Origin of the sequence: Anabaena lutea FACHB-196 (assembly GCF_014698305.1) — a bacterium.
Classification (GTDB): Bacteria; Cyanobacteriota; Cyanobacteriia; order Cyanobacteriales; family Nostocaceae; genus Anabaena; species Anabaena lutea.
The window spans coordinates 70809-95037 of record NZ_JACJST010000014.1 but is presented as its reverse complement, the minus strand read 5'-3'; the positions used below and the strand labels follow the sequence as shown (position 1 = coordinate 95037).

At 39.7% G+C, this 24229-nt stretch carries 25 protein-coding genes; 16 read left to right on the top strand and 9 right to left on the bottom strand.

Annotation, left to right across the window (positions count from 1 at the left end):
* Window positions 1-11: 11 nt before the first annotated feature.
* The 3 genes from H6G59_RS16060 to sir all read left to right on the top strand — a co-directional run bounded on the left by H6G59_RS16060 (window position 12) and on the right by sir (window position 4579).
* Window positions 12-1004: a transposase gene (locus H6G59_RS16060; protein ID WP_190716091.1), complete on the top strand. Its 993-nt coding sequence runs from the start codon at window positions 12-14 to the stop codon at window positions 1002-1004.
* Window positions 1005-1766: 762 nt separating this feature from the next.
* Window positions 1767-2303, top strand: coding sequence for a porin family protein (locus H6G59_RS16055; RefSeq protein ID WP_190716090.1), 537 nt, complete (start codon window positions 1767-1769; stop codon window positions 2301-2303).
* Between the two features lie 362 nt (window positions 2304-2665).
* Window positions 2666-4579: a sulfite reductase, ferredoxin dependent gene (gene sir, locus H6G59_RS16050; RefSeq protein WP_190716088.1), complete on the top strand. Its 1914-nt coding sequence runs from the start codon at window positions 2666-2668 to the stop codon at window positions 4577-4579.
* Window positions 4580-4800: 221 nt separating this feature from the next.
* Here sir and H6G59_RS16045 read toward each other — a convergent pair whose 3' ends face one another.
* On the bottom strand, window positions 4801-7029 hold the full coding sequence (locus H6G59_RS16045) for a sensor histidine kinase (RefSeq protein WP_190716086.1): 2229 nt from the start codon (window positions 7027-7029) through the stop codon (window positions 4801-4803).
* Between the two features lie 204 nt (window positions 7030-7233).
* On the opposite strand from H6G59_RS16045, the gene H6G59_RS16040 reads away from it, so the two are divergent.
* Together H6G59_RS16040 and H6G59_RS16035 are read left to right on the top strand one after the other, a co-directional pair.
* Entirely contained in the window at window positions 7234-8199 is a 966-nt protein-coding gene (locus H6G59_RS16040; RefSeq protein ID WP_190716084.1) for a hypothetical protein, read from the top strand.
* A 24-nt stretch (window positions 8200-8223) separates the two neighbouring features.
* The gene (locus H6G59_RS16035) at window positions 8224-8469 is read left to right on the top strand and encodes a DUF4926 domain-containing protein (RefSeq protein ID WP_190716082.1); all 246 of its coding nucleotides are present in this window, start codon (window positions 8224-8226) and stop codon (window positions 8467-8469) included.
* Between the two features lies 1 nt (window position 8470).
* On the opposite strand, the gene H6G59_RS16030 is transcribed toward H6G59_RS16035, so the two are convergent.
* From H6G59_RS16030 to H6G59_RS16010, 5 genes are all read right to left on the bottom strand, one after another.
* Window positions 8471-8926 (bottom strand): HEAT repeat domain-containing protein, encoded by a 456-nt coding sequence (locus tag H6G59_RS16030; protein WP_190716080.1) that lies wholly within the window; start codon window positions 8924-8926, stop codon window positions 8471-8473.
* 104 nt (window positions 8927-9030) lie between these two features.
* A complete protein-coding gene (locus H6G59_RS16025; protein ID WP_190716078.1) occupies window positions 9031-9816 on the bottom strand; it encodes a HEAT repeat domain-containing protein in 786 nt (261 codons plus the stop codon).
* Window positions 9817-9965: 149 nt separating this feature from the next.
* Window positions 9966-10799, bottom strand: a complete 834-nt coding sequence (locus H6G59_RS16020; RefSeq protein ID WP_190716076.1) for a phycobilisome linker polypeptide — start codon at window positions 10797-10799, stop codon at window positions 9966-9968.
* 101 nt (window positions 10800-10900) lie between these two features.
* On the bottom strand, window positions 10901-11389 hold the full coding sequence (locus tag H6G59_RS16015; protein WP_127055779.1) for a globin family protein: 489 nt from the start codon (window positions 11387-11389) through the stop codon (window positions 10901-10903).
* Between the two features lie 63 nt (window positions 11390-11452).
* Entirely contained in the window at window positions 11453-11971 is a 519-nt protein-coding gene (locus tag H6G59_RS16010; protein WP_190716074.1) for a globin family protein, read from the bottom strand.
* 343 nt (window positions 11972-12314) lie between these two features.
* On the opposite strand from H6G59_RS16010, the gene H6G59_RS16005 reads away from it, so the two are divergent.
* The 3 genes from H6G59_RS16005 (at window position 12315) to H6G59_RS15995 (ending at window position 14964) form a co-directional block, all read left to right on the top strand.
* Window positions 12315-13016: a response regulator transcription factor gene (locus H6G59_RS16005; RefSeq protein WP_190716072.1), complete on the top strand. Its 702-nt coding sequence runs from the start codon at window positions 12315-12317 to the stop codon at window positions 13014-13016.
* Window positions 13017-13091: 75 nt separating this feature from the next.
* Complete coding sequence (locus H6G59_RS16000; protein WP_190716070.1) at window positions 13092-13799, top strand: 16S rRNA (uracil(1498)-N(3))-methyltransferase; 708 nt, start codon at window positions 13092-13094, stop codon at window positions 13797-13799.
* Window positions 13800-13884: 85 nt separating this feature from the next.
* Window positions 13885-14964, top strand: coding sequence for a tetratricopeptide repeat protein (locus H6G59_RS15995; RefSeq protein WP_190716068.1), 1080 nt, complete (start codon window positions 13885-13887; stop codon window positions 14962-14964).
* 74 nt (window positions 14965-15038) lie between these two features.
* On the opposite strand, the gene H6G59_RS15990 is transcribed toward H6G59_RS15995, so the two are convergent.
* Complete coding sequence (locus H6G59_RS15990) at window positions 15039-15443, bottom strand: hypothetical protein (RefSeq protein ID WP_190716066.1); 405 nt, start codon at window positions 15441-15443, stop codon at window positions 15039-15041.
* Between the two features lie 312 nt (window positions 15444-15755).
* On the opposite strand from H6G59_RS15990, the gene H6G59_RS15985 reads away from it, so the two are divergent.
* A complete protein-coding gene (locus tag H6G59_RS15985; RefSeq protein ID WP_190716064.1) occupies window positions 15756-16424 on the top strand; it encodes an esterase/lipase family protein in 669 nt (222 codons plus the stop codon).
* Here the strand turns inward: H6G59_RS15985 and H6G59_RS15980 are convergent.
* Window positions 16354-16785 carry a VOC family protein gene (locus H6G59_RS15980; protein WP_190716062.1) on the bottom strand — a complete coding sequence of 144 codons (432 nt, stop codon included), beginning with the start codon at window positions 16783-16785 and terminating at the stop codon, window positions 16354-16356. The two genes, H6G59_RS15985 and H6G59_RS15980, sit on opposite strands and share 71 nt — an antisense overlap.
* A 109-nt stretch (window positions 16786-16894) precedes the next feature.
* On the opposite strand from H6G59_RS15980, the gene H6G59_RS15975 reads away from it, so the two are divergent.
* The 4 genes from H6G59_RS15975 (at window position 16895) to H6G59_RS15960 (ending at window position 18969) form a co-directional block, all read left to right on the top strand.
* Window positions 16895-17836: a hypothetical protein gene (locus tag H6G59_RS15975; RefSeq protein ID WP_190716060.1), complete on the top strand. Its 942-nt coding sequence runs from the start codon at window positions 16895-16897 to the stop codon at window positions 17834-17836.
* Window positions 17837-17989: 153 nt separating this feature from the next.
* Complete coding sequence (locus H6G59_RS15970; protein WP_190716058.1) at window positions 17990-18217, top strand: hypothetical protein; 228 nt, start codon at window positions 17990-17992, stop codon at window positions 18215-18217.
* Window positions 18217-18582, top strand: a complete 366-nt coding sequence (locus tag H6G59_RS15965; RefSeq protein WP_190716056.1) for a PIN domain-containing protein — start codon at window positions 18217-18219, stop codon at window positions 18580-18582. The genes H6G59_RS15970 and H6G59_RS15965 overlap by 1 nt, the downstream gene beginning before the upstream one ends.
* Before the next feature lie 138 nt (window positions 18583-18720).
* Window positions 18721-18969 carry a hypothetical protein gene (locus H6G59_RS15960; RefSeq protein WP_242038891.1) on the top strand — a complete coding sequence of 83 codons (249 nt, stop codon included), beginning with the start codon at window positions 18721-18723 and terminating at the stop codon, window positions 18967-18969.
* 19 nt (window positions 18970-18988) lie between these two features.
* Here H6G59_RS15960 and H6G59_RS15955 read toward each other — a convergent pair whose 3' ends face one another.
* Complete coding sequence (locus tag H6G59_RS15955; protein ID WP_190716054.1) at window positions 18989-19609, bottom strand: Uma2 family endonuclease; 621 nt, start codon at window positions 19607-19609, stop codon at window positions 18989-18991.
* Window positions 19610-19766: 157 nt separating this feature from the next.
* Between H6G59_RS15955 and H6G59_RS15950 the strand changes: the two genes are divergently transcribed.
* The 3 genes from H6G59_RS15950 to H6G59_RS15940 all read left to right on the top strand — a co-directional run bounded on the left by H6G59_RS15950 (window position 19767) and on the right by H6G59_RS15940 (window position 24145).
* Window positions 19767-20525, top strand: coding sequence for a TIGR00297 family protein (locus tag H6G59_RS15950; protein ID WP_190716052.1), 759 nt, complete (start codon window positions 19767-19769; stop codon window positions 20523-20525).
* 267 nt (window positions 20526-20792) lie between these two features.
* Window positions 20793-21551 (top strand): foldase protein PrsA, encoded by a 759-nt coding sequence (locus H6G59_RS15945; RefSeq protein WP_190716050.1) that lies wholly within the window; start codon window positions 20793-20795, stop codon window positions 21549-21551.
* Window positions 21500-24145 (top strand): type I secretion system permease/ATPase, encoded by a 2646-nt coding sequence (locus H6G59_RS15940; protein WP_190716048.1) that lies wholly within the window; start codon window positions 21500-21502, stop codon window positions 24143-24145. Before H6G59_RS15945 ends, H6G59_RS15940 begins: the two co-directional genes overlap by 52 nt.
* The last annotated feature ends 84 nt before the right edge of the window (window positions 24146-24229 follow it).

Sequence of the window (24229 nt, the reverse complement as noted above, 5' to 3'; positions counted from 1 at the left end):
TGGTGTCTACCGTGAGAAAATTAACAGATTCCGACAAACAAGAAATTCTCAAGTTATATAGAGAGACTGCCCAAACAACCTCGACTCTGGCAGATCGCTATGGTGTCAGCAACTCAACAATTAGCCGACTGCTCAAGAGTACTTTACCAGAAGAAGAGTACGAATACCTCGTTTCTTTAAAACGCGCTGCTAGAACCCCTGAAGGCAGAGCGCAGGTAAGCTATGAGCAGTTACCTCTATTGAGTCAACCACAGCTAGAAACAGAACCATTCAGCAGCCACAGCCCTAGTTTGGAGTTTCCCAAGGTTGAACCACAACAGCCAGCAATAGAAGAAGTATCTCAGTCCGATTTGGAAACTCCACCAATTCCGGCTATTAGAAGGGTAAAAACACGCTCCTCAGCGGTGGAAAAACCTAAACCAGTAGTCAAGGAAATAGAAATCGTCAGACACAAGTTGTCAGAACCCAAGCCCCTAGAAATTCCCAGTCTACCCACTCGACTAGTTCTAGACAATGAACATCCAGTAGTAACCGCCATAGATGATATCTTCGACGAGGACTTGCTAGATGAGTCTGATGATTTGGACGATTTAGATGAAGATTTGTACGACGATGAGGAGGACTTTGAGGATGAAGACTTTGAGGAAGTACAACCCTTAGTGGCCAAACGCCGACCAGGGGAAGCACCAGTTCAAGTTTTACCATTGTCAGTGGCGCATTTGCCAAAAACTTGTTACTTGGTAATTGACCGCTCGGCAGAATTAATTACCAGACCACTTAAGGATTTTGGCGACCTGGGTCCCATTCCCACCATTGAAACTCAACAAAAAACACTGCCAGTATTTGATAATCACCGAGTAGCCAAGCGCTTTTCTACCAAGCGCGATCGCGTGATTAAAGTTCCTGACAGTAGAATGCTACATAAGGCTAGTACTCATCTACAAGCCAAAGGCATCACTCGACTGTTGATTGATGGTCAGGTTTACTCTCTGTCGCTGCTTTAAGGTGGATGTAAATCGCTCTCTGGGGTAGGGTGCAGGGGGCAGGGACAAGAGGACACGGAGACACTGAGACACGGGGACGCGGAGATATGGGAAAAGAAGACACGGGGATAGGGGGAAAGAGTTGACTGTCAGAAGACAATCTCTCTTTCTCACCGCATCTCCCCATCCCCCCATCCTCACAAGGGTAGGTATTTTACATTGTCGTGAGGGCTAGACTTGGTGGACAAGGAAGGACAGTGGACAAGGGAGGAAAACCGTACAAAATCATATTCTCTTGGTAACAAGAACAGTCCGTCAAAAGACCATTGTGCGGAGAAAATCTTCCTTGTCTACTTTCCCTCCTTGTCTTCCTAGTCCTGCCTTAACAGATAATATTAAAAACCTACCCTTGTCAGATCCCCCCATCTCCCCATCTCCGCGTCACCCCATCACCCCATCCTCGCGTCCTCTTCGGGGAACTCTACAGGCACACCCAGGGCATCACCAACACATACACCCATCAAACCCGATTATGTTTTTGCAGACTTTACCATAATTCAATTTCAATCAAAATTTTCAAAACTTAAATTTAAAATCTGGAATTAGAGGATATCGCTGTGCAATTATAACTACGGGGGCAAAAATTTGCTGACTCACTTAATCCTCAATAGATTGCATCAATGGCAACCAGGATTTCAGCAAATATAAAAATTATCTGGAACATTTTTGTCAGATATTCGACCTGTAATTTAACAGTAAAACTTCTAAAATTTGGTGAAAATTATGAAAAGCTTACTCAAGTCTTTAGTCGCTATTTCTGCCTTATCTACCTTAGTAATTACTCCTGTATTTTTCACCGCTGGTAAAGCATCTGCCGAAACACAAAAGGGTACTGATGCTAGTTATGTTGGTGCGGGTGTGGCTGCTGGTGTTACCAATGGCGGAAAAAGCGGCGATGCTGCTACCTTGGGTGGTAATATCACAGGCCGGGTGAAGTTGGGCAATACTCCATTCTCAGCCCGTGGTAATGTCCTCTGGAGCGATGAAACAACTGCTATCATCCCCGAAGTTTCTGTAGACGTTCCTATTGCTAATAAAACAAATGCCTTTATTACTGGTGGTTATTCTTTTGTAGAAAAAGATGGCAAACCTACACCTTTGGGTAACAGAGATTCTGTCGTTGTAGGTGCTGGTGTGGAATCAGAAGTAGGAAAAAACTTCCTGATCTACACAAACGCCAAAGTTGGACTGGGTGCTTACCAAAATAGTGATGCTTCCGCTGTTAGCATCAATGGTGGTATTGGTTATAGCTTTAAGTAGAAAGTTACCTGGATTGCTAACTTTGTCTGACGGAGGAAGAAAATTGGCAGATGAGACTAATACAATAATTTCAGTAAGCTGGTGCAATTCCATTTGATCGCCGCTGTTGACATTAATGACCGATATATGAATATGTCAACAAGCTAGAACAAAACTATGTCGTGGTTAATTGCACCTATTTACTGCCAATGCTGGTTTTATGCAGTGTTTAATCACTGATAAAGCCAGCATTTTACCGTGTTAAGATAAAATTATTCTTCATAATTACGACCGAAATTTCGGTGTTTTAATAGCTGAACAGGTACTGTAAAATTGCTAATTCGGCTCAAACTGATGCATTATTGACAAACATAACTACTGAAATGGTTAACTCTGCTGCTTCCTCTCTCACAAACCGCAAGCCTTCCAAAGTAGAAGGTATCAAAGAAAATAGTAACTTTTTGCGTGAACCTGTAGCCACTGAGATACTTCAGGATACAACTCATTTTAGTGAAGATGCCATACAAATTCTGAAGTTTCACGGATCTTATCAACAGGATAACCGTGATAACCGTGCTAAGGGACAAGAAAAAGATTACCAAATGATGCTGAGGACAAAAAATCCGGGTGGGTATGTACCTCCTGAGCTTTATTTGGCTTTAGATAAGCTGGCGGATGAATATGGTAATCATACGTTAAGAGCTACTACCCGCCAAGGTTTTCAGCTACATGGTATTCTCAAAAAGAATCTCAAGAATGCGATCGCTACAATTGTCAAAAATCTAGGTTCAACCTTGGGTGCTTGTGGTGACATCAACCGCAACGTCATGGCTCCCCCAGCCCCATTTAAAAATCGCCCAGAATATCAGTATGCTTGGGAATATGCCCAAAATATCGCTGATTTGCTCTCCCCCCAAACCGGGGCTTATTATGAAATTTGGCTAGATGGGGAAAAGGCCATTAGTGCCGAAGAACACCCAGATGTCAAAGCTGCTAGACATCGGAATGGTAATGGCACAATTGTTCATGACAATGAGGAACCAATCTATGGTACTCACTATATGCCCCGCAAATTTAAAGTTTGCGTCACGGTTCCAGGTGATAATTCCGTTGATTTGTATTCCCAAGATTTGACTTTGGTAGTGATTACCAATAAAAAAGGTGAACTCCAAGGTTTTAATGTTTTTGCGGGTGGTGGTTTGGGAAGAACCCACAATAAGGAAGAAACCTTTGCTAGAGTAGCCGATCCTATATGCTATGTAGCCAAAGATGATGTTTATGATATCGTCAAAGCCATTGTTGCCACTCAAAGAGATTATGGCGATCGCACTGACCGTCGTCACGCTAGATTAAAATATTTAATCAATGACTGGGGTGTGGACAAATTCCGTACTCAAGTCGAAGAATACTTTGGTAAAGCAGTCGAACCTTTCAAAACCCTACCCAAATTCAAATATCAAGACTTTCTGGGTTGGAATGAACAAGGTGACGGTAAGCTATTTTTAGGGATTTCCATCGATAATGGTCGGGTAAAAGACGAAGGTTCCTTCCAACTCAAAACCGCTTTGCGGGAAATTGTGGAAAGATTTAACTTACCAATTCGTCTCACAGGCAACCACAACGTCATTTTTTACGACATTGCACCAGAGAACAAAGAAGCAATTCAAGAAATTTTAGACATTCGCGGCGTTGTCTCTGACCCTGGTAAAATTGAACCCTTAACACGGTATGCTATGGCTTGTCCGGCCTTACCTACCTGCGGTTTAGCCATTACAGAATCAGAAAGAGCAATTCCCGGAATTTTAGAAAGAATCCGCGCTTTATTAGATAAGCTGGGTTTACAAAAAGACCATTTTGTGGTCAGGATGACTGGTTGCCCTAACGGTTGCGCTCGTCCTTATATGGCAGAATTAGGTTTTGTGGGTAGCGCACCAGAATCTTACCAAGTTTGGTTAGGTGGTTCACCAGATCAAACACGCTTGGCGCAACCTATCATTGAAAAGCTGCACGACAATGATATAGAAAGCTTCTTAGAGCCGATTTTTGTCTTTTTTAAGAAGTCACGGAAAGGTAAAGAAGGTTTTGGTGATTTTTGCGACAGAATCGGTTTTGATGCTATCCGCGAATTTTCAAATACCTATACACCTGGAACTCCTACCAGTAGCGGTAAATCACGTCATCGGGTCAGCTTACGGGATGATGTTTATTTACATCTGAAAGAAACGGCTGAAAAACAAGATCGGCCTATGACTGATTTGGTACATGAGGCTTTAGATAAGTATTTCCAAGGTCTGTAGTCAGTAGGGTGGGCAATGCCCACCTTATATTTACAAAAAAAGGGAACAGGGAATAGGGAATAGGGAATAGATAAGAAACTTTAGTTATGAGTTTAAAGCTCAGTCAAAAAAACAGTGCGGAGCCGCTCCGCCTCCGGTCATTATTTCAATCTCATGTTTTTAAACATGAGTTTTTTCTGTTAAGAGTTGCCCGTTAAGAGTTCCCTCTGAACGCAGATTATTTATATCAGAGGCAATATCACAGTAACAGTTGTACCATTACCGGACTCACTGACAATTTTCAAACTACCTCCGTGTAAATCTACGCATTTTTTCACAACCACTAAACCTAATCCTGTACCGGGAATATTACGGACATTTTTACCTCGATGAAATGGTTCAAATAATTCATTTTGGTCATTTGTGGGAATGCCAATTCCTTGATCACAAATTTTAATTATTACTTCCCTTTCCTCAAAGATGAGATAAAAATCAACTTGAGTATTTTCTGGTGAATATTTAATGGCATTTGATAACAGATTTCCTAATATTGAGCGCAATAACTTTTCATCTAAATATGCCTGTTCCCAGTTGCCTTCACAAATAAAAGTGAGTGTATGTTGAGAGGCATCACTAAGACGGATTTCTTCCACAAACTGACGACAAAATTGTTCTAAATCTAGCCATTTGGGGTTAAATTCCAAGTTACCAGTTTCTGCCCGATTGATAGTTAAAATATCATCGAGAAGCTGCACCATATTTTTTACAGAATCTTGAATGCGGTGTAAATTGCGAGTTCTTTTTTGGTCATCTTGCCAAGCATGGGGAGAATTTTCTAGTAATTGGGCAGCAGCTAAAGTAACGCTTAATGGTGTCCGAAATTCATGGGATGCCATGGAGAAAAACCGAATTTTCATGGCGCTTAATTCCTTTTCTCGCTCCAATGCTATCCGCACTTCTTCTAATCGTTTGCGTTCGGTAATATCACGAGAATTGACAACAATGCGCGTCAGTTCAGAATCATCGACAAATTTCTGACTAATGGCTTCTAAAGTTCGCCAAGAACCATCTTGGTGACAGTAGCGAAATTCTACAGGTAGGGGAACATCTGGATTTTTAATTGCATTAGTAATGTGATAACAAGTTGTCACAAAATCATCAGGATGAATAGATGCAAAAAAATTTTGATTAATCAAATTAGCAGATTGATAACCTAAAACTTTTTCTACCGATGGACTAATATAATGAATAGTTCCATCTGTATCTAGAATTGTAATCACATCAAGAGCATTTTCGATTAGTGAGCGAAATCTTTCTTCACTGCGTCGCAAAGCCTGTCCAATTCTTTTCCGTTCAGTAATGTCTGCGACAACTGCCACTATACCACTAATTATTCCCATACTGTTGCGGAGGGGAGCGGCTGAGAAAACAATATCAATTAATGAACCGTCTTTTTTATATCGACTTACTTCCAAGCTAGGCGGTGTGATACCTTCAGCTACATTTTGTTTAATTTTTCTATATTCTTCCAAATCTTCAGACATGATAGGATTAGGCTGATCTAATACTTCTATTTCAGTCCAACCAAACATCCTTTCGGCTGCTGGATTCCAGATTTTGACATTGTTGTTTAAATCTAAAGTAAAAATAGCACGGGGTGAAGCAGCAATCAGAGATTGAAGGGTTTGATTGGTGTGATTTAAAGCAACTTCAGTCCGTTTGCGTTCAACAATTTCTGCTCGTAAAGAATTATTGGTCTTAGCCAGTTCTTGTGTGCGTTGTTGGACTCGGTTTTCTAGTTCAATATTCAGTTCTTGTAATTGTTCGTAGAGTTCTGACTGTTGAATTGCGATCGCAACTTGATTGGCTAATTGTACCATCAATTCAACTTCCCAAGGTTGCCATTCACGGGTATGACTACATTGGTGAGCAATCAACAAACCCCAAAGATAAGGTTGAGAATGGGGGAGAATTTCCCGAACTTCCTGCAATATCGGAACTACCAATTTAGCTTTGACACCAAACTGTTTGACAAATTCTGCCAAACACTGCTCAATATCACCGTTATTAATATCGGTAATAGTGCTAGTTTTTCCTTGAGTGTAGGCTTGATGATATTCTTTAGGAAAGACTTCTGGTGGAAATGTTTCTCCCAAAATACAAGGATAATCAGGTGATACGGTTTCGGTAATTGCGCTACCGGTTCCGTCTTCCCAAAGCCGATAAATCAGCACTCTGTCAGCTTGGAGAAACTGTTTTACCTCTGCAACTGTGGTGACTAGCACTTCGTCTAAATTCAGAGATTTGCGAATGTGGTTAGCTATTTGACTAACTAGACGTTCTCTTTCTGTTTGCTGTCGGAGGATATTTTCTGCTTGTTGTCGTTGAGTTATTTGTCGTTGCAGAAGGTAGTAAGTTGTGAACAGGGTGATGATAAATAATCCAATTGCAACACCTAATGGATTGAGCATGGGAAAGGGGTTTAGAACTAGGATAACTCGGCTGGAGAATTGTTAGAGGATATTTTAAAAGTATTCTATGATAATATTTAGAAATATAGTCTTCAAATATGGATTATTTTCATATTATTGATAAGGTAAAATAATTTATAATTTATTGGTTGATTTTGCATTAGATTTTTTTGAATTGTTAATGGAGTATTGTTGGAGAGTGAGATGAATTCGAGACAAATTGAAAGTTGGGCATTGAGAGTTATTGATTGTGTTAAAAGTGGTCAACCTAACGAAGATTTTTTGGTTGAGCTAAAGCGAGAATGGATACAAGAATATAAGGCTGCTCGTCGAATTGCGGGTCATGCTAATGCTGCACGAGGAGAGAATATACTTTGGCTAATAGGTGTTGATGAAGAAAAAGGTGTTGATTGTGTTATTGGAGCTAATGCTGCTGATATCGCCAGTTGGTATCCTACTGTAGAGTCATTTTTTAATGAGCTTGCTCCAAGAATGATTCCATTGAACATTCCTGTTGATAATAAAACGGTTGTAGCTTTGCTATTTGAAACTGATCGCGCTCCTTTTGTTGTGAAAAATCAAGCTTATGGCTCTCCAGGAGGGGGTTCTGTTGAACTTGAAGTTCCTTGGCGTGAAAATACGTCAATAAGATCCGCACGTCGTTCTGATCTTATTCGATTACTTGCTCCACTCGAACTTTTACCGGAAATTGAAATTCTTGGACACATCGAACTGACAGCAACAATTGCTGGAAAAGATGTCTTGGGAAATCCTTATCCCGATGAATTACGGTTAAATTCAGAGTTGTACATTGTTCCTAAAAGTAGGGAGCGTGTGATCATTCCATTTCATCTATGTCGGGTAGAGTTTGAAATTTCTGGAATTCCAACATTTGAGTCTAATTGGATTAGTTTAAATCCTGCTGGTGGTATAAGTATTGGAAGAATGACTAAACCTGGCTCTTTAACAATTGAAAGTACAGCACACGAAATTATAATTGATGGTTCTGGTAAAATTTCACTTCAAGCAACAGCACAAAGACCTTCTTTGCCGGAAGATGCAAAAAATTGTGATATTCGTATATCAATTTATCTCCTGCCAACTGGTGCTAATCGTCCAGTCGTGTTAACAAAGACTTTACCTTATCCAATAGAAAAATTACCGTCTTAGTGCGATCGCAAATCTCGTAAATTAATGAATTTCACTCTTTACTCAGATGTAATATTATTGCATGATCTTCCCGAAGAAAATGTATATGCTGGAGATATTGGCACAGTAGTTGAACAACATGATATTCCCGGACTAGAAACAGGCTACAGCGTTGAGTTTTTCGATATGCTTGGCAATACTGTGGCGATTGTAACATTACCAATGAGTTGTTTTCGCTTGCCAACTCGTGCCGATAGACCCGCCGTCAGGTTAATGGCTAATATTGCGTAGTTTACACATTCAAAATCATCCGAATCCGTTCTTTAACTACCTGGTCTGATTCTTGCATCATAGCGTGGTAAAGAATAGTATTGATTTCAACTGTAGCAATTCCTCCCAGAGAAACCGCAGCCGCATAACGGAGCGCCCAATCTTCAGCGTTTAATAATGCCCAAGAAAGCTTATCAATTGCCCTTTGTCTTTTTTCTGGGTCGGTAGTGGAAATAACCATCTGTTCTAAGCCCCTAGCTGCCACTCGACGCACATTTCCTTGGCAGTGATTAGCAACTTCTACTCCCACAACATCTACCAGCAAATCTAAGGCGATATCATCACCAAGCTCGGCAAGAATGCTGATAATTCGTGCCTGTATATTCTGATTTGGGCAAATGTGATAAGCCTCTATCAAAGATTCCACACTTAGGAATACAAGTTGGTCTAATGTTATGTCTGTTTGCACATTTATCATAATTGGTAGTTACAAAAATTTTCAGGTAAACTAACTAATTTTTTTCTCACGCAGAGGCGCAGAGGCGCAAAGAAAGAGAGAAACAAGAGTGTCTGTGGATGTTATTAAAGCTGCATTAAGAGTTCATCAATTATTTTAAATAGGGTTTGAGTGGCTTGTTGTTTTTCTAATTCTGATTTATCGCTTTCTAATACTGTTTCTAAAATCCGTTTCAGGTTTAACAGTTTGAGACTATTACCAACTTTTGCTTGTACGATTGCTTCAGCCGCTTGTATGTGACCAATTGCCCCTAAATCAAAGGCAGCAGCCCAGCGCAAATAGGGATTGTCATGGTTAAGATTTTCAATGATACGTTCTATATATTGCGGTTTTTGGGTGATGAGATAGAGATAACGCGCCGCAGCACATTGGACTCGTTCTGAGGAATGCTGTAAAAATGGCTCAACTAAAGGACGTGCTTCTATTACCCGCAATTCTCCCAAGGCTTCAATTAGAGCTTCGTAGGGTTGGGATTTACCAGATTGTAAAAGTTTTAATAGGGGAGAAGCAGCAGTAGAATCGCCAATTTTTCCTAAAGCCTCAATAACAACTTCCCGAAATTGCTCATCTTCATCACAGTTTAGTGCATCTAGTAATGCGGGTACTGCTTGAATATTTTTGAGTTGTCCTAAAGCGCGAGCAACCTGGCGGCGTAAGGGATAGCCTCCCTGAACTGTGCGATAGCGGACATCTTGGAGTTGGTGACAAAGTGCTGCACAGGCTGATTGAATTTGATGTTTTCCTAACCACCAAGCAGCATAATATCTAATTTGATTATCCTCTGCATCTAGAGCAGCTATAGCTGTTTCAGGTGAGAGAATGGGTTCAGTAGAAGAAGTAGTAACAACCATGTCAGATTTGGCTAACGCCTCCCGTAAGGGATACAGTATTTACAGGATTAAAGGATGAACAGGATGAATTTGAAGATGATTAATTTACCCTGTTCATCCCATTGGTAATTTGACGAATTACGAATTACGAATTACGAATTAGTAATTAGTTACACAGGATTTATGCTGATAATTTTGCCGCCCCGTTTGTGAATTTCCTGATACTTCTGGGAAAGTTGATCAAACGGCACGGTGTAAGACTGTCGGCTGCGACGGACTGCCACTTTTGTTCCAACACCACCGGCGATGACTTCGATGACATACATCCGATTATCTCCGCGAGCAGGAGAACTATTTAATTGTCCCACACCAAGAGCAGATGCAAATCGGATAGATGTGGTGGGAGGAATGATAGTATTTGGCAGATTCATTGCCAGTTGTTGCCGTAACCGGGGGCTTTTTGAGCCGGCATTATCGCTATTACCATTACCTCGATACAGTGTAAACAAGCGGTTGAATCCTACTTGTTTCATGCCAGGAATTGACTTGAACCCCCGGAAGTAGGGAACTGTGTTATCACCAAAGGCGTTATTATACTCTGGGCTATCAATGTAAGAATCTATTTCCGCATCGTAGCCACTAGAAGCATAGATATCGGTATGATAAGCGATTTCTGACTGATCGTAGGGAGCGCGTCCCAAGAGATGTTTGTAGTTTAGTTCAATGAAGCGAATTTGAGAGTTGTTATAAAAAAATCGCTCTTTGTAAAATTCGGATTTTGCTAATGTTTGCACAAATTGGCGCACACTAATTTGACCATTACGAAGCATGGATTCCTGATTAGCAAAAATTCCGCCAACATAAACCCGCTCACGTCCAAAAATGTGTTCGTAAGCGGCTTGAAATACTTGTTGCAATCTGTCTTCACTCCAGTTAGGGCGCAGTTCCAATTTCTGGTCTACAACCGCACTGATGCCTAACCGCTCTTCCATTGAAAGGGTCATGGTTTCAACTCCGTTAAACAACTTCGGGCAGGGGAAAAAGAAAAAGGGGAAAAGGACAAATCATCAATTTTCCCCTTTCCCCTTGCATCGGTTAATAATTTTTAGCTCAATGCGTTGATGGCATAGTTGAGGTAAATATTGGCTTCTCCAGCTACATCACCTGATAGGCCGTTGTTGTCGCGGACGAATTCCAATGCTGCTACATACCAACTGGGAGATAAACCCAAAGCAGCATTAAATTCTTTTACACCTGCAACTACATACTCATCTAGTGGGCCTGTGCCACCAACCACACAGCAATAGCTGATGGTGCGGAGATAATGGCTGATGTCACGAACACACTTAGATTTACCTTCTGGGGTGGAAGCGTATTGAGGACCCTGCATTTGAGTGGTGTAGGGGAATTTCTTATAAACGTGATTAGCAGCAGCTTCTGCCCATTTTTGACCGTTTTGGTTAAAGGCTTTAGCAGCTTCTAGTCCAGCTTGAGCGCGGCTGAAACGACCAAAGATAGCTTGCATTTCGGTGTTGCTTAGGTAAGCACCACGAGAATCAGCAGCAGCAATTGCCTCGGTTAGAGGGGTTTTCATGGCTAAAATTTCTCCCTAAAATATGTATCGACTCAAGCAAAATGAATTTAAAACTTGATGTTATTAAGCAACGGCTGCTGCTGCACGATCAAAGTAACTAGCTAGTTCAGATATTAAGTTGCTGCAATCACCACGGGTAATGCCATTGCTGTCGTTAGCAATTGCGATCGCTGCATCTTTCATTTTACCAATGCCGGAAGCTACGGTATTGCCTGGTGTTCCTAATGCTTGGTAGGTTTCGCGCAAACCATTTAAGCAACGATCATCCATTGTGCTGGCATCTCCTGTCAATACAGAGTAGGTGACATAACGCAAAATGAAGCCTAAGTCACGAATACAAGCTGCTTGGTTACGGTGGTGGAAACAAGCACCGCCAGGTCCGAATACATTGGGTTGTTCAGCTACTAATGCCCGATAAGCATTGGCTGTAATTGCTGAAGCATTGCTGGTTAAACGATTTACTACATCTAACCGTTTGTTGCTGTCTCCAACTATTGCAGAGAGAGCGTTAATTTGATCATCGCTCAAATATGCACCTTGGCGATCGCTTTGTTCAACTACTCTAGAAAAAGCATCAAGCATCTTCAATTTCTCCTAAATTTTTAGGTTTTGACAGGGTTTTGGTAAGGAAGGATTTACCTTTACCCGCCTTGATTTAGAAGGTTAATGGGTCAGGTGTAAATAAATAGGTAAGAAAATTGTAAATAAATCGGAAAGATTAGTATAAAAACCGAAATCGTTACAATTCGCAATTGGATTTGTAAAGAAGTATTGCAGATTTAGAAGAAGTATTTTGTTTCTCTCAGGGAAAAAATTCAGTGTTTTGCCGATTTTATGGCTAAAATACGCCCATTTAACCGCTAATAAACCTTGTTCTTTTCCTGTAAGGTATGACTAAGATTTGCTCTCTAGTCATCTACTAGCTATGAGAATTCTTTTAGTTGAAGACGATATTCGTTTGGCAGAAACCCTGGCAGAGGCACTCACAGACCAGCTTTATGTTGTTGATATTGCCACAGATGGAGAAGCAGGTTGGGATTGTACCAAAGCTCTAAACTATGACCTGCTGCTGTTGGATCTGATGTTACCGGAAATTGATGGTATTACTCTGTGCCATCGGTTGCGATCGCATGGCTATAAAATGCCTGTCCTGATGATCACCGCCTGTGATACAATCAGCGACAAAATCACTGGCTTAGATGCCGGCGCAGACGACTACATCATTAAACCTGTTGACTTGGGCGAATTATTTGCTCGGATTCGCGCTTTGTTGCGCCGAGGGAACACAGTTTCCCCTCCGATTCTAGAATGGGGACATCTGCAACTAAACCCCAGTACTTATGAGGTAAGTTACGATGGTAATCCTGTCCATTTCACACCCAAAGAATACAGTTTAATGGAATTGCTGCTGCGAAATGGTAGACGAGTCCTGAGTCGCAGTCTGATTATTGAACATATTTGGAGAACGGAAACATCTCCTGATGAACATACTGTAAAAGTTCATCTCAGAAGTGTACGACAGAAACTCAAAGCAGCAGGCGCACCTGAAGATTTTATTGAAACCATGCATGGTATGGGCTATCGTCTTAAATCTTGGGCTGAAAAGCCATTTATTAAGCAGTGTTGATTTAAGAAAGGTTAATCAACGGAAGATTGATTTTAGATCCAATCCCAAATTTAAAATCCCCAATCTAAAATCATCATGTCTCAACTCCAACGCATTACTATTCATCCTTCCCAACTTCAAGAAAGCCAACTTTTATTAACACCCCAACAACAACACTATTTATTGCGGGTATTGCGCTTGCGTGATGGGGATAAATTTATTGCTATGGATGGAATCGGGAAATGGTGGTTAGCGCAGTTAACAGGAGAACAAGGACAGGTTTTAGAATTACTGGAAGTGAAAACAGAGTTACCTGTATCGATAACTTTAATGCTGGCTTTACCGAAAGGAAATGGCTTTGATGATGTTGTCAGGTGTTGTACAGAGTTAGGAGTAACTTGTATTGTACCGATTTTGAGCGATCGCACTTTACTCAATCCCAGTCCCCAAAAATTAGAACGCTGGCGGCGCATTGCCGCAGAAGCCGCTGAACAATCAGAACGGGCTTTTGTCGCCACGATTTTAGAACCTCTAGCTTTTAGCAATGCCATCAATGAATATAAAATAAATCACCGTTATATTTGTGAAGCACGTGGAGATTATCCACATCTCAAAAATGTGATTTCTCATACCTCTTCTGAAATAATTATCGCTATTGGTCCAGAGGGAGGATGGACAGAAAAAGAATTAGAACTAGCGATAGATCAAGGATTTCAACCCATTTCTCTAGGCCGTCGTATTCTCCGCGCAGTCACAGCGCCAGTTGTTGCATTATCCTTGATTGCTGCTACTTGTGAAGTATAAATGATATATCTCACGCACAACAATAACGCTGCTTTTGCGTCTTTGCGTCTTCGCGCGAGACATTCATTCAAGTTCATTAAAAGTCATGCTGGAAGAAGTTATCGCCGCCTTTGAACGCAAAGACTATAATACAGCCGCTAAATTAATTAAACATTTACTCAAAGAATCGCCAGAAAATCCTTGGGTACAATTCTATTTAGGACGCTTACATGAAGTTTCTGGAGAACGTCACCGAGCCGAAAAAATTTATCGACAACTACTACGGCTAACTACCCATAACAAAATTTTGTCACAAGCACGGCAAGGTTTACAGCGATTAGAAGAAATTAAGCAAGAAGAAAAACAAAGAGCTATTTCTCAAGCTACAGAAAAACCCACTAACACCGAACCAGGAATATTAGTTTTAGAACCAATTAGTAACGAACTAAAAGTTAAAGCCGCCCTAAAATTTGCCCAAATTATGCAGGTAGATTCCTACACAGCCAGACTAATACTACCAAGTCGCAGTTGGAGAATCTACCGCACCGGAAAAGTGGGCGAACTTGAATTTTATGGAACACAACTACAACAAGCTGGAATTCCTTGCTTCTGGTTGAGAATCCCACAAATTCAACAAATTCAAGTATTTCAAGTTAAATATTTCTCAGAATCCCAACCCAAACCTACCGTCGTTTGTCGCAATACAGAAAATCAAATTGGTTCTCTCAGCTTTGATTGGTCAGAAGTTACAGCCAGGGTTGTAGGACTATTGCCAATTTTTGAACAAGTTGTAGATGTTAACGCTCGTCGTCAACTAGAACGCAAAATCCAAACTCAAGATTATGCCCAATTTTGTGATTTACACTTGCCAGGAAGACGGAGTATTTTAAGAATTTATGACCAAGGTTATGAATTTCAGCAAGGTTTAGAAATTACTCCTCAACCCAGTCAAAATACAGTGAGAATTAATTGGAATGGTTTAATAAATTGGCTTGAGCAGCAAATACCATCAGTCAAGGCTTGGTCAGATTTTAAGCCTTTTGCGGAAAAAGTTTTAGATCAAACAGATGTGCTGAATCAAATTCCCTCTCACGTTGACCTATTTCAGAGAGAAAAGAGCAATTGGGATTCAGCATTTCAGTTATATAGTGGAATTATTTTTCTAAAACATGGGGTGAAACAATAAATAATAAATTAAGTAGAGACGTTGTATGTAACATCTCTACATTCTTTTCCGGAGATTTCTAATGCTCGATTAATTTACCCAGGAGTTTTTACCTGACTGGCCATATCTAAGAAGACATTCATATTTGCTCCTGGACGACGACGAACATTAGAAGCTGAAGGAACTAGATACTTAGGTGCAAAGGTAGTTTCAGTTGGTACTGCTGGTTTAGCAGGTTCTGCTTTGGGGGCTGGTGCTTTCGCGGGTTCTGTTTTGGTTGCTTTAGCTGATTTTGCTTTAGCAGGTTTTTCTTTAGCAGGTTTTTCTGTCGCTGCTGGTGCGGATGTTGTTACAGTTGCTGCTACTGGCTTAACTGGTGCTGGTTTGGTTTCAGTTGCTTCTTCTTTTAGTTCTAAGTAGTAACTGTTATCTTTTTTGCGAAACAGTCCAGTGATAAAGCCCAGAATTCCACCGATTAAATTTTTGATAAACCCAAACATGACAATTTCTCCCGTTTTTAATATCTTCCAATATCACCGTAATTATTAATTATTACAGCATAGTGTTACATTTTGTTGAGCTAGTTGTTTCTGCTCATAACCACTAGGGGTTTTTACTCATGACAACTACTGACAATCGCTGAAGACTGCGAACTAATTATTAAATTTTACTGTCCCTAGGAGCAAGATTCTGAGACTTCACTTAACAAAAATTTACAATAACTAGTGAGCTACAAAAACTGTCATAGCCTAGTTGCTGCTGAAAATGATACTCGGTTAGATTTTCTACAGAGTTGAGACATCAGAACATCCATGAATACTGAACAGCTACAACGCCATCCCGTTTTATTAGTACATGGTCTTAATGACACCGGCGCAGTTTTCAATAAAATGGCGCGTTACCTCAGACAACGGGATTGGTCTGTACATACCCTAGATTTATCACCTAATAATGGTGCTGGAGTTTTGGATAAATTAGCACAGCAAGTAGCTGATTATGTTGCAGCAACCTTTGAACCAGAACAACCATTAGATGTGGTGGGATTTAGCATGGGTGGAATTGTCAGCCGTTATTATATTCAAAGATTGGGGGGAATCAATAATGTGAAGCGGTTTATCACCATTTCATCACCTCATCAAGGAACTGTTTTAGCTTATGGTTCTTGGCTTCCCGGTTGTGTGCAAATGCGTCCCAACAGTCCTTTGCTTCAGGATTTGAATTCTGATGTTGAGATGTTGCAACAGTTGAATTTTACATCTATCTGGACACCTTATGATTTGATGATTGTACCGCCTCGGAGTTCACAAATGCCTGTAGGTAAGGAATTTACTTTACCAGTTGCACTTCACCCTTGGATGTTGACAGATTCTCGGACTTTGGCAATAGTAGCAGATGCTTTGGTAGAACCGATTACACCCTATCCCCAATCTGGGTATGTTCAGAATTCTCAAAAATCGCTTCTGAATGTCGATAATACTTAAATTCCATTAAGTTATAAAAAGGATCTTCTAAAAAGAAAGTGTGATGTTCGAGGGGAGAACCAACAAAGCGGCTTTTCGGTTCTTCTCTAAAATTTAGCTGTTTGATTTGTGCTTTTTCTAGTAATTCTTGCCAATCTTGTTCATAGGTAAAAATTAGTCCAAAATGCCGAGGATAAATATTTTTCTGGGGTGTTAGAGGTTCTTTTGTTGTATGTGCTACTAGTTGATGACCGTAAAGGTTGAGAATCAAAGCGTGGGGGTTTTCTCGTCCGGGTATGCAGCCTAAGCCGTCAACATAAAAGGCTTTGGTTTCGGGGATATTGGTGACGGGGAAAGCGAGGTGAAATAAGGTTTTGTTCATAGTGGAGGTGGGTTGGATAATAAAAGTAGGATGTGAATATTATGCCAAATTGGGTGTTAGATCGACAGTGTTATATAGTTTACTTATACTCTGTGCTAAAATCACCGTAATGGCTAATATCCAACTATTTCTAATGCTGTACCAGATAACAGTCAAAGTTGAAGCTGATTCTATTTACCATCATCCATATAAACTAGAGGTTGATCACTTTATCCTCGACGTAATACTTAATCAAGATAAAGTAGTAGAAGCATTAAATATTGCTATGAGAGTGAATAATTACCAAGGCTTTTTACCTGCGATTAGCTCAGATATAGAGAGTCAAATCACTCAGATAGAGTTGCGAGATTCATCTTTATACTTTTTACTAATTGATCTTGCACAGCACATTGAAGCTCTTGGTAGTTTTTGGTTCGGAATCGGGAAAATATATTGGGAAAATCCAAGGAGAGCTTGGGTAGCAGAAACACCAGAAGAAGAACATGATTTAGATCTTTCACTAAATCACTTTCAGCAAGATTCTTATGAAAATAAATGCTATATAGAAATGGAACCAGAAATGTTATATTCTTTAATAAAAAACCGCCACATTCACCGCAATCTAGTTTTGCCAATGTCATTTTATCGTGAAGGATGTAATGAATTTACCTCTAGAAGATATACAACTTCTTTCATCAACTTTTACTTTTATCTGGATGACTTGTATGGGCAAGGTAAAACAAAAAATAGGGAAGTAGAAAATTTATTTAAGTCATCAGAGCATATTAGAAGTGCCGTTGAAGAGACGATGCAGATTTTTCAAAATGAGAATTCTGAAAACTGGGAAGAATTAAAAGAATTTCTGAAAATGGAAAAAAAAGACTTCACAGTTGATGGGCTAATTGAACTCATTGTGCAAATTCGTGGTAACTTATCGCATTTTTCCCAGAAAAGTTCTAAGAAGAAAGGACATCCTTTGAATCAGAGGGATTTTAGAAGTGTGGCCTTCTTAATGAAATCAATTTGCGTATTAACATTCACGAAGCTTACAACTGGTGAGCAGCCAAAATAGTGCGATCGCTAATCTTGTAGCTACTGTCTTGATTGTCAAGTGATTCCTACGGTGCGCTTCGCTATCGCATTTTCATAAAAAACCCACTTTATTACCTATAATAAATACATAGGATGCAGCAGACATAGTGCTATATATTTAGAGATAATTATTATGACGTTACATGAACTTCAAGATCAAGCACTGAAATTATCTGTTGAAGAACGTAGACAATTAATCAATGCCTTAACTCGCTCGCTCCCACCAAAAACATATTCAGCAGCAAAACCAAAAGGTTTAGCCGCAAGTTTAATTGGTATTGCCAAAACAGACACACCACCACCTACAGATGAAGAGGTGAAAGCTTTGCTAAATGAAAGGTTGGTGCAAAAATATCTATAATGAAAGTTCTATTTGATACTAATGTTTTATTAGATGCCTTGTTAGCACGTGAACCTTTTGTAACGGAGGCTGCATTTTTGCTGGAAGCAGTTGAATCAGGACAAATTGAAGGTTTTATGTCAGCAACAACGGTGACAGATGTGCATTACTTGGTTGGGCGACAGACTAAAAGTGCTGAAGTTGCAATTACAGCAGTCACTAAATTGTTGGCATTAATGGAGGTTTGTGCAGTAGATCGCGGAGTGCTTGAGCAAGCAATAGAATTAAAATTAGCTGACTTTGAAGATGCGGTGCAAGTAGCATCTGCAATTAATTGGAACTTAGAAGCAATTGTTACTCGTGATACGAGTGGATTTGAGGGATGACCAATTTTAGTGCTTTCACCTCAAGAACTAAGAAATCAGTTAATTTAACAATAGTGAGGTAGTGAGAAGTTTCAGCAGTGAGACATTGTAAACTTACAGAAGTTCACACTCTGCTTCTAACCAAATTTAGTAGAAAGGATGCTCATTTATAAGTTTTCAACCTATAGCCGTCAGGAGTTAGAAGCGATGTTTGGATTAACAGAATGGCGACAAACTCGATTTTATCAAGAAGTTCAGGAAGAAACTCAACTAAAAACTAAGTTAGAAACAATACCTCGTCTTTTGAAAATGGGTTTAAGTGTACAACAAATTGCGGAAGCACTAGAATTAAACATTGAAGTTGTACAACAAGCAATAAAACAGCAAAGTAAAAAAGAATCTGAATAACTTTATATTAACTGCAAATCTAAACTATTCCAGCTTGAAAAATCTGATTTGCAGTTAAATTCAATTCTGGAAAAGTTTGAGAAATAATCCTGTCATTTTCTCGAAACTTACTAATCTGATATTCTCCTTCAACCAAATTACAAACACAAATTGTCGGTTGTTTAGGATTACCAATAAAATTACGTCCACCCAAGGACGCATAATCTACAATCCAATATTCAGAAATTCCCATCTCTTCATAATCAGCATATTTTATATAATAATCATCCCGCCAGTTAGTTGATACAATTTCAATTACCAAAGGTATGGATGCACCTAAACTGATAGTTGATTGTTTTTTCCATAATGGTTCATTGGCTAAATTTGCCCGGTTTAATACCAACACATCTGGAAAATAACCAGAATCTTTGCCTTCAGGTCTAACTATAACTTGATTGGGGATACCATAGGGTAATCCAAGACGTTTGATTTCAAAAGGAATTTCCACACCCAGAAACCCTTTAACTTCTTCATGATCACCTACTGGTTGTGCCATTTCAACAATATTCCCATTATGTAGTTCATAACGTACCCCGGAATTTTCAGGTAGCCAATCGACAAATTCCTCGAAGGTAACAACTTTGGCTAAGGCTTGGGTCATGGCTTTTGAGAATTACTGATTATAAATATTTTATATGTAAATTAAGTGATTTGACAAATAACAATGGAGAGGTAAAATTACGATAAATCTGTGGTAAATGAGTATAAAATCATCTTGTTACCATAAAAACCCTAAAAACACTCACAATTTATCACCAATGTTATCTTTAATTGAGTCTTTAAATCCCTGGCTAGTAGGTGTAGGTTTAAATGCGATTTTGTTGGGGATAGTGGCGATTATTCCCAAGAAATTGCTCACTCCGGCGGGTATCTTCCATGCTTGGTTATTGGGTGTAATTATTTGGGGAACGCTAGGTTGGACAGGATATCTAGTGGTAGTGTTTTATTTTATTGTCGGTTCTGGGGTGACGCGTATTGGTATGGCGCAAAAGGAAGCAGCAGGAATTGCGGAAAAACGTTCTGGTGCTAGAGGCCCGGAAAATGTTTGGGGTTCGGCGTTAATTGCGGCGCTGTGTGCTGTGGGAGTGTTGCTTGTACCTGATTTGAAGTTTTTACTATGTTTGGGCTATGTAGCGAGTTTCAGCACTAAGCTATCGGACACAACAGCGAGTGAAGTGGGTAAAGCTTATGGTAAAAGTACCTTTTTGATTACGACGCTGCAACCTGTAGCTAGAGGTACAGAAGGAGCGGTAAGCTTAGAAGGAACTTTAGCGGGTGTAGTCGGCTCAGTTGCGATCGCACTTGTGGCTTGGGGTGTTAATTTAATTGATATCTTAGGAATCGCTTGGTGTGTCTTAGCGGCATTTATTGCTACAAACTTAGAAAGTGTCATTGGTGCAACATTGCAATCTAAATATACTTGGCTTACTAATGAAGTCGTAAACATCATCAACACATTTATCGGTGCGGTTTCTGCTATTAGCCTCGCCTTGATTTGGAAAAATATATTTGTTTGAATTGTTACTAAAACCTAGTAAAACATTTACAGCATATTTGCTGTTTTTTTTATATTTACTGCCTCAAAACATACTAAATATTATGTCGATCATTACCTTTACTATTGAGAGAATTCTCGGTAAGTTGGGTTAATTTTATGATTATTTATTTTTTACCTATCTAATTCACAGAATCTTTATCATTATGAACCGTAATTTCCTACGGTTTTATCTATTATTCAATAGAAAAGTTGTATAGATTCTTAGTGGTTTCCTCATATTTATTTCATGAAATCTTCATCATTTTTTACTGTTAATGACGAGCAGATTGATCTTTCTCAAGTAATCAAGTACTTACAAGTCTCTGGTAAACTGAATCAGTTTATTAGTGATGTAATCCGTCAATACGTCATCGAACAAGAACTACAGACCAGAACAGATATTGATATCAGTCCGGCATTAATTGAACAAAAAATTATTGATTTTCGACTGAAAAATCAACTAACTGATCCTCAAAATTTTCAAGACTGGTTAAGAAATAATGGCACTGATTACACCACATTTCATGAATCAGTTATTTTTAGTTTTCAATTAGAAAAACTGAAAGCTTTAGTTGCAGAAGAAAAACTGCCAGAACACTTTATTGAACACAAGATTTATTTAGATCGTGTGGTACTCTCTCGGATTATGGTTGATAGCCGAGAACTAGCTGAAGAACTACAAACTCAAATTGAAGAAGGAAGTAGTTTTGAACAATTAGCAAAAGAGTATTCATTAGCAGATGAGCGAATTTTCAACGGCATGATGGGACCAATTAGTCGGGGGAGTTTACCCGATGTTTTACGGGCAGCTATAGATGCTGCAAATCCTGGACAAATGACAGGAGTGATAGAACTTGAAGGACGTTTTAGTTTGTTTCGAGTAGAACAATTTCTGCCCGCATCTTTAGAAGATACTCAACTAAAAAAATCACTCGAAAATGAGTTATTTGATAAATGGCTAGGGTCGAAAATTCAAAATCTGACAGTAAAATTACAAGTGAGCTAAAAATTCTGGATAATAACTCTTTACAAGCAAATGTGCTAGATTCTTTACCCTGGAATCAACCACCACTATCCTGGCTTACAGATGTACAACAAACCCAATTAAAAAATCAGTCAGAAATCCGTGAGTACAAACTTGGGGAAAAAATTTGGTCACAAGAATTAGGCGGTTATCAGTTTTTTATCCTTACTGGTAAAGTCCGCTTACGCACCGAAGATATCAGCCAACCTGTAGCAATTTTACAGAAAGGAGATTGGTTTGGCGATTGTCAAAAGATATTCGCTGATTGTAAAGCTGTAGCTGCTAGTAAGGAAGTGGTAATTGTGTGTTGGAATTCAGCACTGTGGACAAAGTTTTCCACTTCTCAAATAGATGAATTTTGGGCGGGTTCAGCAAATAAAGAAACTTTTTCTTCATCTCCCAATCTCCCAATCTCCCCACCTCTCAATCTCCCCACCTCTCAATCTCCCACACCTGTAATTTCTAACTATCCTTTTGTCGCGAGTGGGAATACTGGTGCGGCTTGTTTAACAATGGTGGCGCAACATTTAAATAATGCTGTACAACTGGAATGGGTGCAACGTCAACTCCGAGGACAACGCCCCAAAAATATTGTAGAAGCAGCAGAGAAAGTAGGGTTAGTTTTGCGTCGGGTGCAGGTAAGTTGGAATGAATTGCGACAGTTATCATTTCCGGCTTTGTTGCAGTGGAAATCTGAATCTATCAGTAGTTGGGTTGTAGCTTATGGGATGAAAGGTAATTGTTTAATTATTGCCAATCCTCTCAATTTTGAATGTGAATATTTAACCCAATCAGTAGTAGAATCCTGTTGGGATGGTAAATTATGGCAAGCAGAACTGGTTTCCAAACAAGAAAAATTTAACCTTTCTTGGTTCACTCCCGCAGTTTGGAAATATCGAGTTTTGTTAGGTGAAGTATTGCTGGCTTCCTTTACTTTGCAATTGTTGGGGTTAACGACACCGTTAATTACCCAAGTCATCATTGATAAAGTGATGGTACAGGAGAGTCTAGCCACTCTTGACGTAATGGCGATCGCACTTTTGTTGGTTGCTATCTTTGAATCTATCCTGGGTATGCTGCGGCTATTCATCTTTACCCACACCGCACGGCGTTTAGATTTGAGTTTATCGGCTCAACTTTTTCGCCATTTGATGCGTTTACCCTTGGCTTATTTTGAGTCGAGGAGAGTGGGAGATACAATTGCTAGAGTTCAGGAATTAGAACAAATTCGCCAATTTCTGACAGGTACAGCTTTAACAGTTATCCTTGATAGCATCTTTGCGGTTGTGTACTTGGGATTGATGTTTTATTACAACATTCCCCTTACCTTTGTGGCGTTAGCGGTATTACCTTTATTTGCGACTTTGACAATTGTCGCGACACCGATTTTGCGGAATTGGTTAAATGAAACTTTCAACCGCAGTGCTGACAGTCAATCATTTTTAGTAGAGACAGTCACAGGTATACATTCAGTCAAAGCCCACGCCGCAGAACCAGTAGCTAGAGAACGTTGGGAAGGCTTATTTGCTCGCTTTATTCGCACCAGTTTTAAAGCTTCCACAACATCTAATATTAGCAGTAATATTGGTGACTTTCTCACTAATTTTTCTACATTGCTAATACTTTGGTTTGGGGCAAAATTAGTAATTGATCATCAACTCACAGTTGGTCAATTAATCGCCTTTCAAATGTTATCAGGGAGAGTTACAGGACCACTTTTACGCCTAGTGCAATTGTGGCAAAATCTCCAACAAGTGCTACTATCTGTAGACCGCATTGGCGATATTCTCAACGCCGCCCCAGAAACCGAAGCGGGAACAGGTTTAGTGTTACCACCACTTAAAGGTGAAGTTAGTTTTGAGCAAGTATTTTTCCGCTACAATCCCAATACAGAACCTGTATTAAAAGGAATTTCTTTTAATGTCGAACCTGGACAATTTGTGGGAATTGTCGGACGTAGCGGTTCTGGAAAAAGTACCCTTTCCAAAATTTTGCAACGCCTTTATCAAATTGAATCAGGACGCATCCTCATTGATGGGTTTGATATCAAAAGTGCTGATTTAGCATCTTTGCGACAACAAATCGGCGTAGTTCTCCAAGAAGACTTTTTATTTAATGGTTCTATCTTGGAAAACATCAGTTTAGGAAATCCAGATATTACTGCTGAACAAGTTGTAGAAGCTGCGAGATTAGCCGTAGCCCATGATTTCATCAGTCAATTACCTTATGGTTACGAAAATAATGTTGGTGAAAGAGGTACTGCTTTATCTGGTGGACAAAGACAACGTATAGCCTTAGCGCGGTTGTTTCTTTCTGCTGCGCCAATTTTGATTTTAGATGAAGCTACTAGCGCTTTAGATAGTGAAACCGAACAGCAAGTATTACAAAACCTGCAAAAAGTTTCTGCTAACCGCACTGTGTTTTTAATTGCTCACCGTTTCGCACCGTTAAAACGTGCTGATTTAATATTAGTAATGGAAAAAGGTGTAATTGCGGAACAGGGTACACACGCGGAGTTATTAAAACAAAAGGGTTTGTATTGGTCACTTTATCAACGACAGCAGGCGAATATTTAAGCCAGTTCGAGCCAGTTTGAGGGCGGGGAAACCCCGCCCCTACAGAGATATGAAAACCACTATATTCAATCACTTAACTACTGA

What these genes read in the sequence shown, in the direction of transcription:
- H6G59_RS16055 (WP_190716090.1), top strand. Translation starts at nt 1,767, where the DNA reads ATGAAAAGCTTACTCAAGTCTTTAGTCGCTATTTCTGCCTTATCTACC.
- sir (WP_190716088.1), top strand. Translation starts at nt 2,666, where the DNA reads ATGGTTAACTCTGCTGCTTCCTCTCTCACAAACCGCAAGCCTTCCAAA.
- H6G59_RS16045 (WP_190716086.1), bottom strand. Translation starts at nt 7,029, where the DNA reads ATGCTCAATCCATTAGGTGTTGCAATTGGATTATTTATCATCACCCTG.
- H6G59_RS16040 (WP_190716084.1), top strand. Translation starts at nt 7,234, where the DNA reads ATGAATTCGAGACAAATTGAAAGTTGGGCATTGAGAGTTATTGATTGT.
- H6G59_RS16035 (WP_190716082.1), top strand. Translation starts at nt 8,224, where the DNA reads ATGAATTTCACTCTTTACTCAGATGTAATATTATTGCATGATCTTCCC.
- H6G59_RS16030 (WP_190716080.1), bottom strand. Translation starts at nt 8,926, where the DNA reads ATGATAAATGTGCAAACAGACATAACATTAGACCAACTTGTATTCCTA.
- H6G59_RS16025 (WP_190716078.1), bottom strand. Translation starts at nt 9,816, where the DNA reads ATGGTTGTTACTACTTCTTCTACTGAACCCATTCTCTCACCTGAAACA.
- H6G59_RS16020 (WP_190716076.1), bottom strand. Translation starts at nt 10,799, where the DNA reads ATGACCCTTTCAATGGAAGAGCGGTTAGGCATCAGTGCGGTTGTAGAC.
- H6G59_RS16015 (WP_127055779.1), bottom strand. Translation starts at nt 11,389, where the DNA reads ATGAAAACCCCTCTAACCGAGGCAATTGCTGCTGCTGATTCTCGTGGT.
- H6G59_RS16010 (WP_190716074.1), bottom strand. Translation starts at nt 11,971, where the DNA reads ATGCTTGATGCTTTTTCTAGAGTAGTTGAACAAAGCGATCGCCAAGGT.
- H6G59_RS16005 (WP_190716072.1), top strand. Translation starts at nt 12,315, where the DNA reads ATGAGAATTCTTTTAGTTGAAGACGATATTCGTTTGGCAGAAACCCTG.
- H6G59_RS16000 (WP_190716070.1), top strand. Translation starts at nt 13,092, where the DNA reads ATGTCTCAACTCCAACGCATTACTATTCATCCTTCCCAACTTCAAGAA.
- H6G59_RS15995 (WP_190716068.1), top strand. Translation starts at nt 13,885, where the DNA reads ATGCTGGAAGAAGTTATCGCCGCCTTTGAACGCAAAGACTATAATACA.
- H6G59_RS15990 (WP_190716066.1), bottom strand. Translation starts at nt 15,443, where the DNA reads ATGTTTGGGTTTATCAAAAATTTAATCGGTGGAATTCTGGGCTTTATC.
- H6G59_RS15985 (WP_190716064.1), top strand. Translation starts at nt 15,756, where the DNA reads ATGAATACTGAACAGCTACAACGCCATCCCGTTTTATTAGTACATGGT.
- H6G59_RS15980 (WP_190716062.1), bottom strand. Translation starts at nt 16,785, where the DNA reads ATGAACAAAACCTTATTTCACCTCGCTTTCCCCGTCACCAATATCCCC.
- H6G59_RS15975 (WP_190716060.1), top strand. Translation starts at nt 16,895, where the DNA reads ATGGCTAATATCCAACTATTTCTAATGCTGTACCAGATAACAGTCAAA.
- H6G59_RS15970 (WP_190716058.1), top strand. Translation starts at nt 17,990, where the DNA reads ATGACGTTACATGAACTTCAAGATCAAGCACTGAAATTATCTGTTGAA.
- H6G59_RS15965 (WP_190716056.1), top strand. Translation starts at nt 18,217, where the DNA reads ATGAAAGTTCTATTTGATACTAATGTTTTATTAGATGCCTTGTTAGCA.
- H6G59_RS15960 (WP_242038891.1), top strand. Translation starts at nt 18,721, where the DNA reads ATGCTCATTTATAAGTTTTCAACCTATAGCCGTCAGGAGTTAGAAGCG.
- H6G59_RS15955 (WP_190716054.1), bottom strand. Translation starts at nt 19,609, where the DNA reads ATGACCCAAGCCTTAGCCAAAGTTGTTACCTTCGAGGAATTTGTCGAT.
- H6G59_RS15950 (WP_190716052.1), top strand. Translation starts at nt 19,767, where the DNA reads ATGTTATCTTTAATTGAGTCTTTAAATCCCTGGCTAGTAGGTGTAGGT.
- H6G59_RS15945 (WP_190716050.1), top strand. Translation starts at nt 20,793, where the DNA reads ATGAAATCTTCATCATTTTTTACTGTTAATGACGAGCAGATTGATCTT.
- H6G59_RS15940 (WP_190716048.1), top strand. Translation starts at nt 21,500, where the DNA reads ATGGCTAGGGTCGAAAATTCAAAATCTGACAGTAAAATTACAAGTGAG.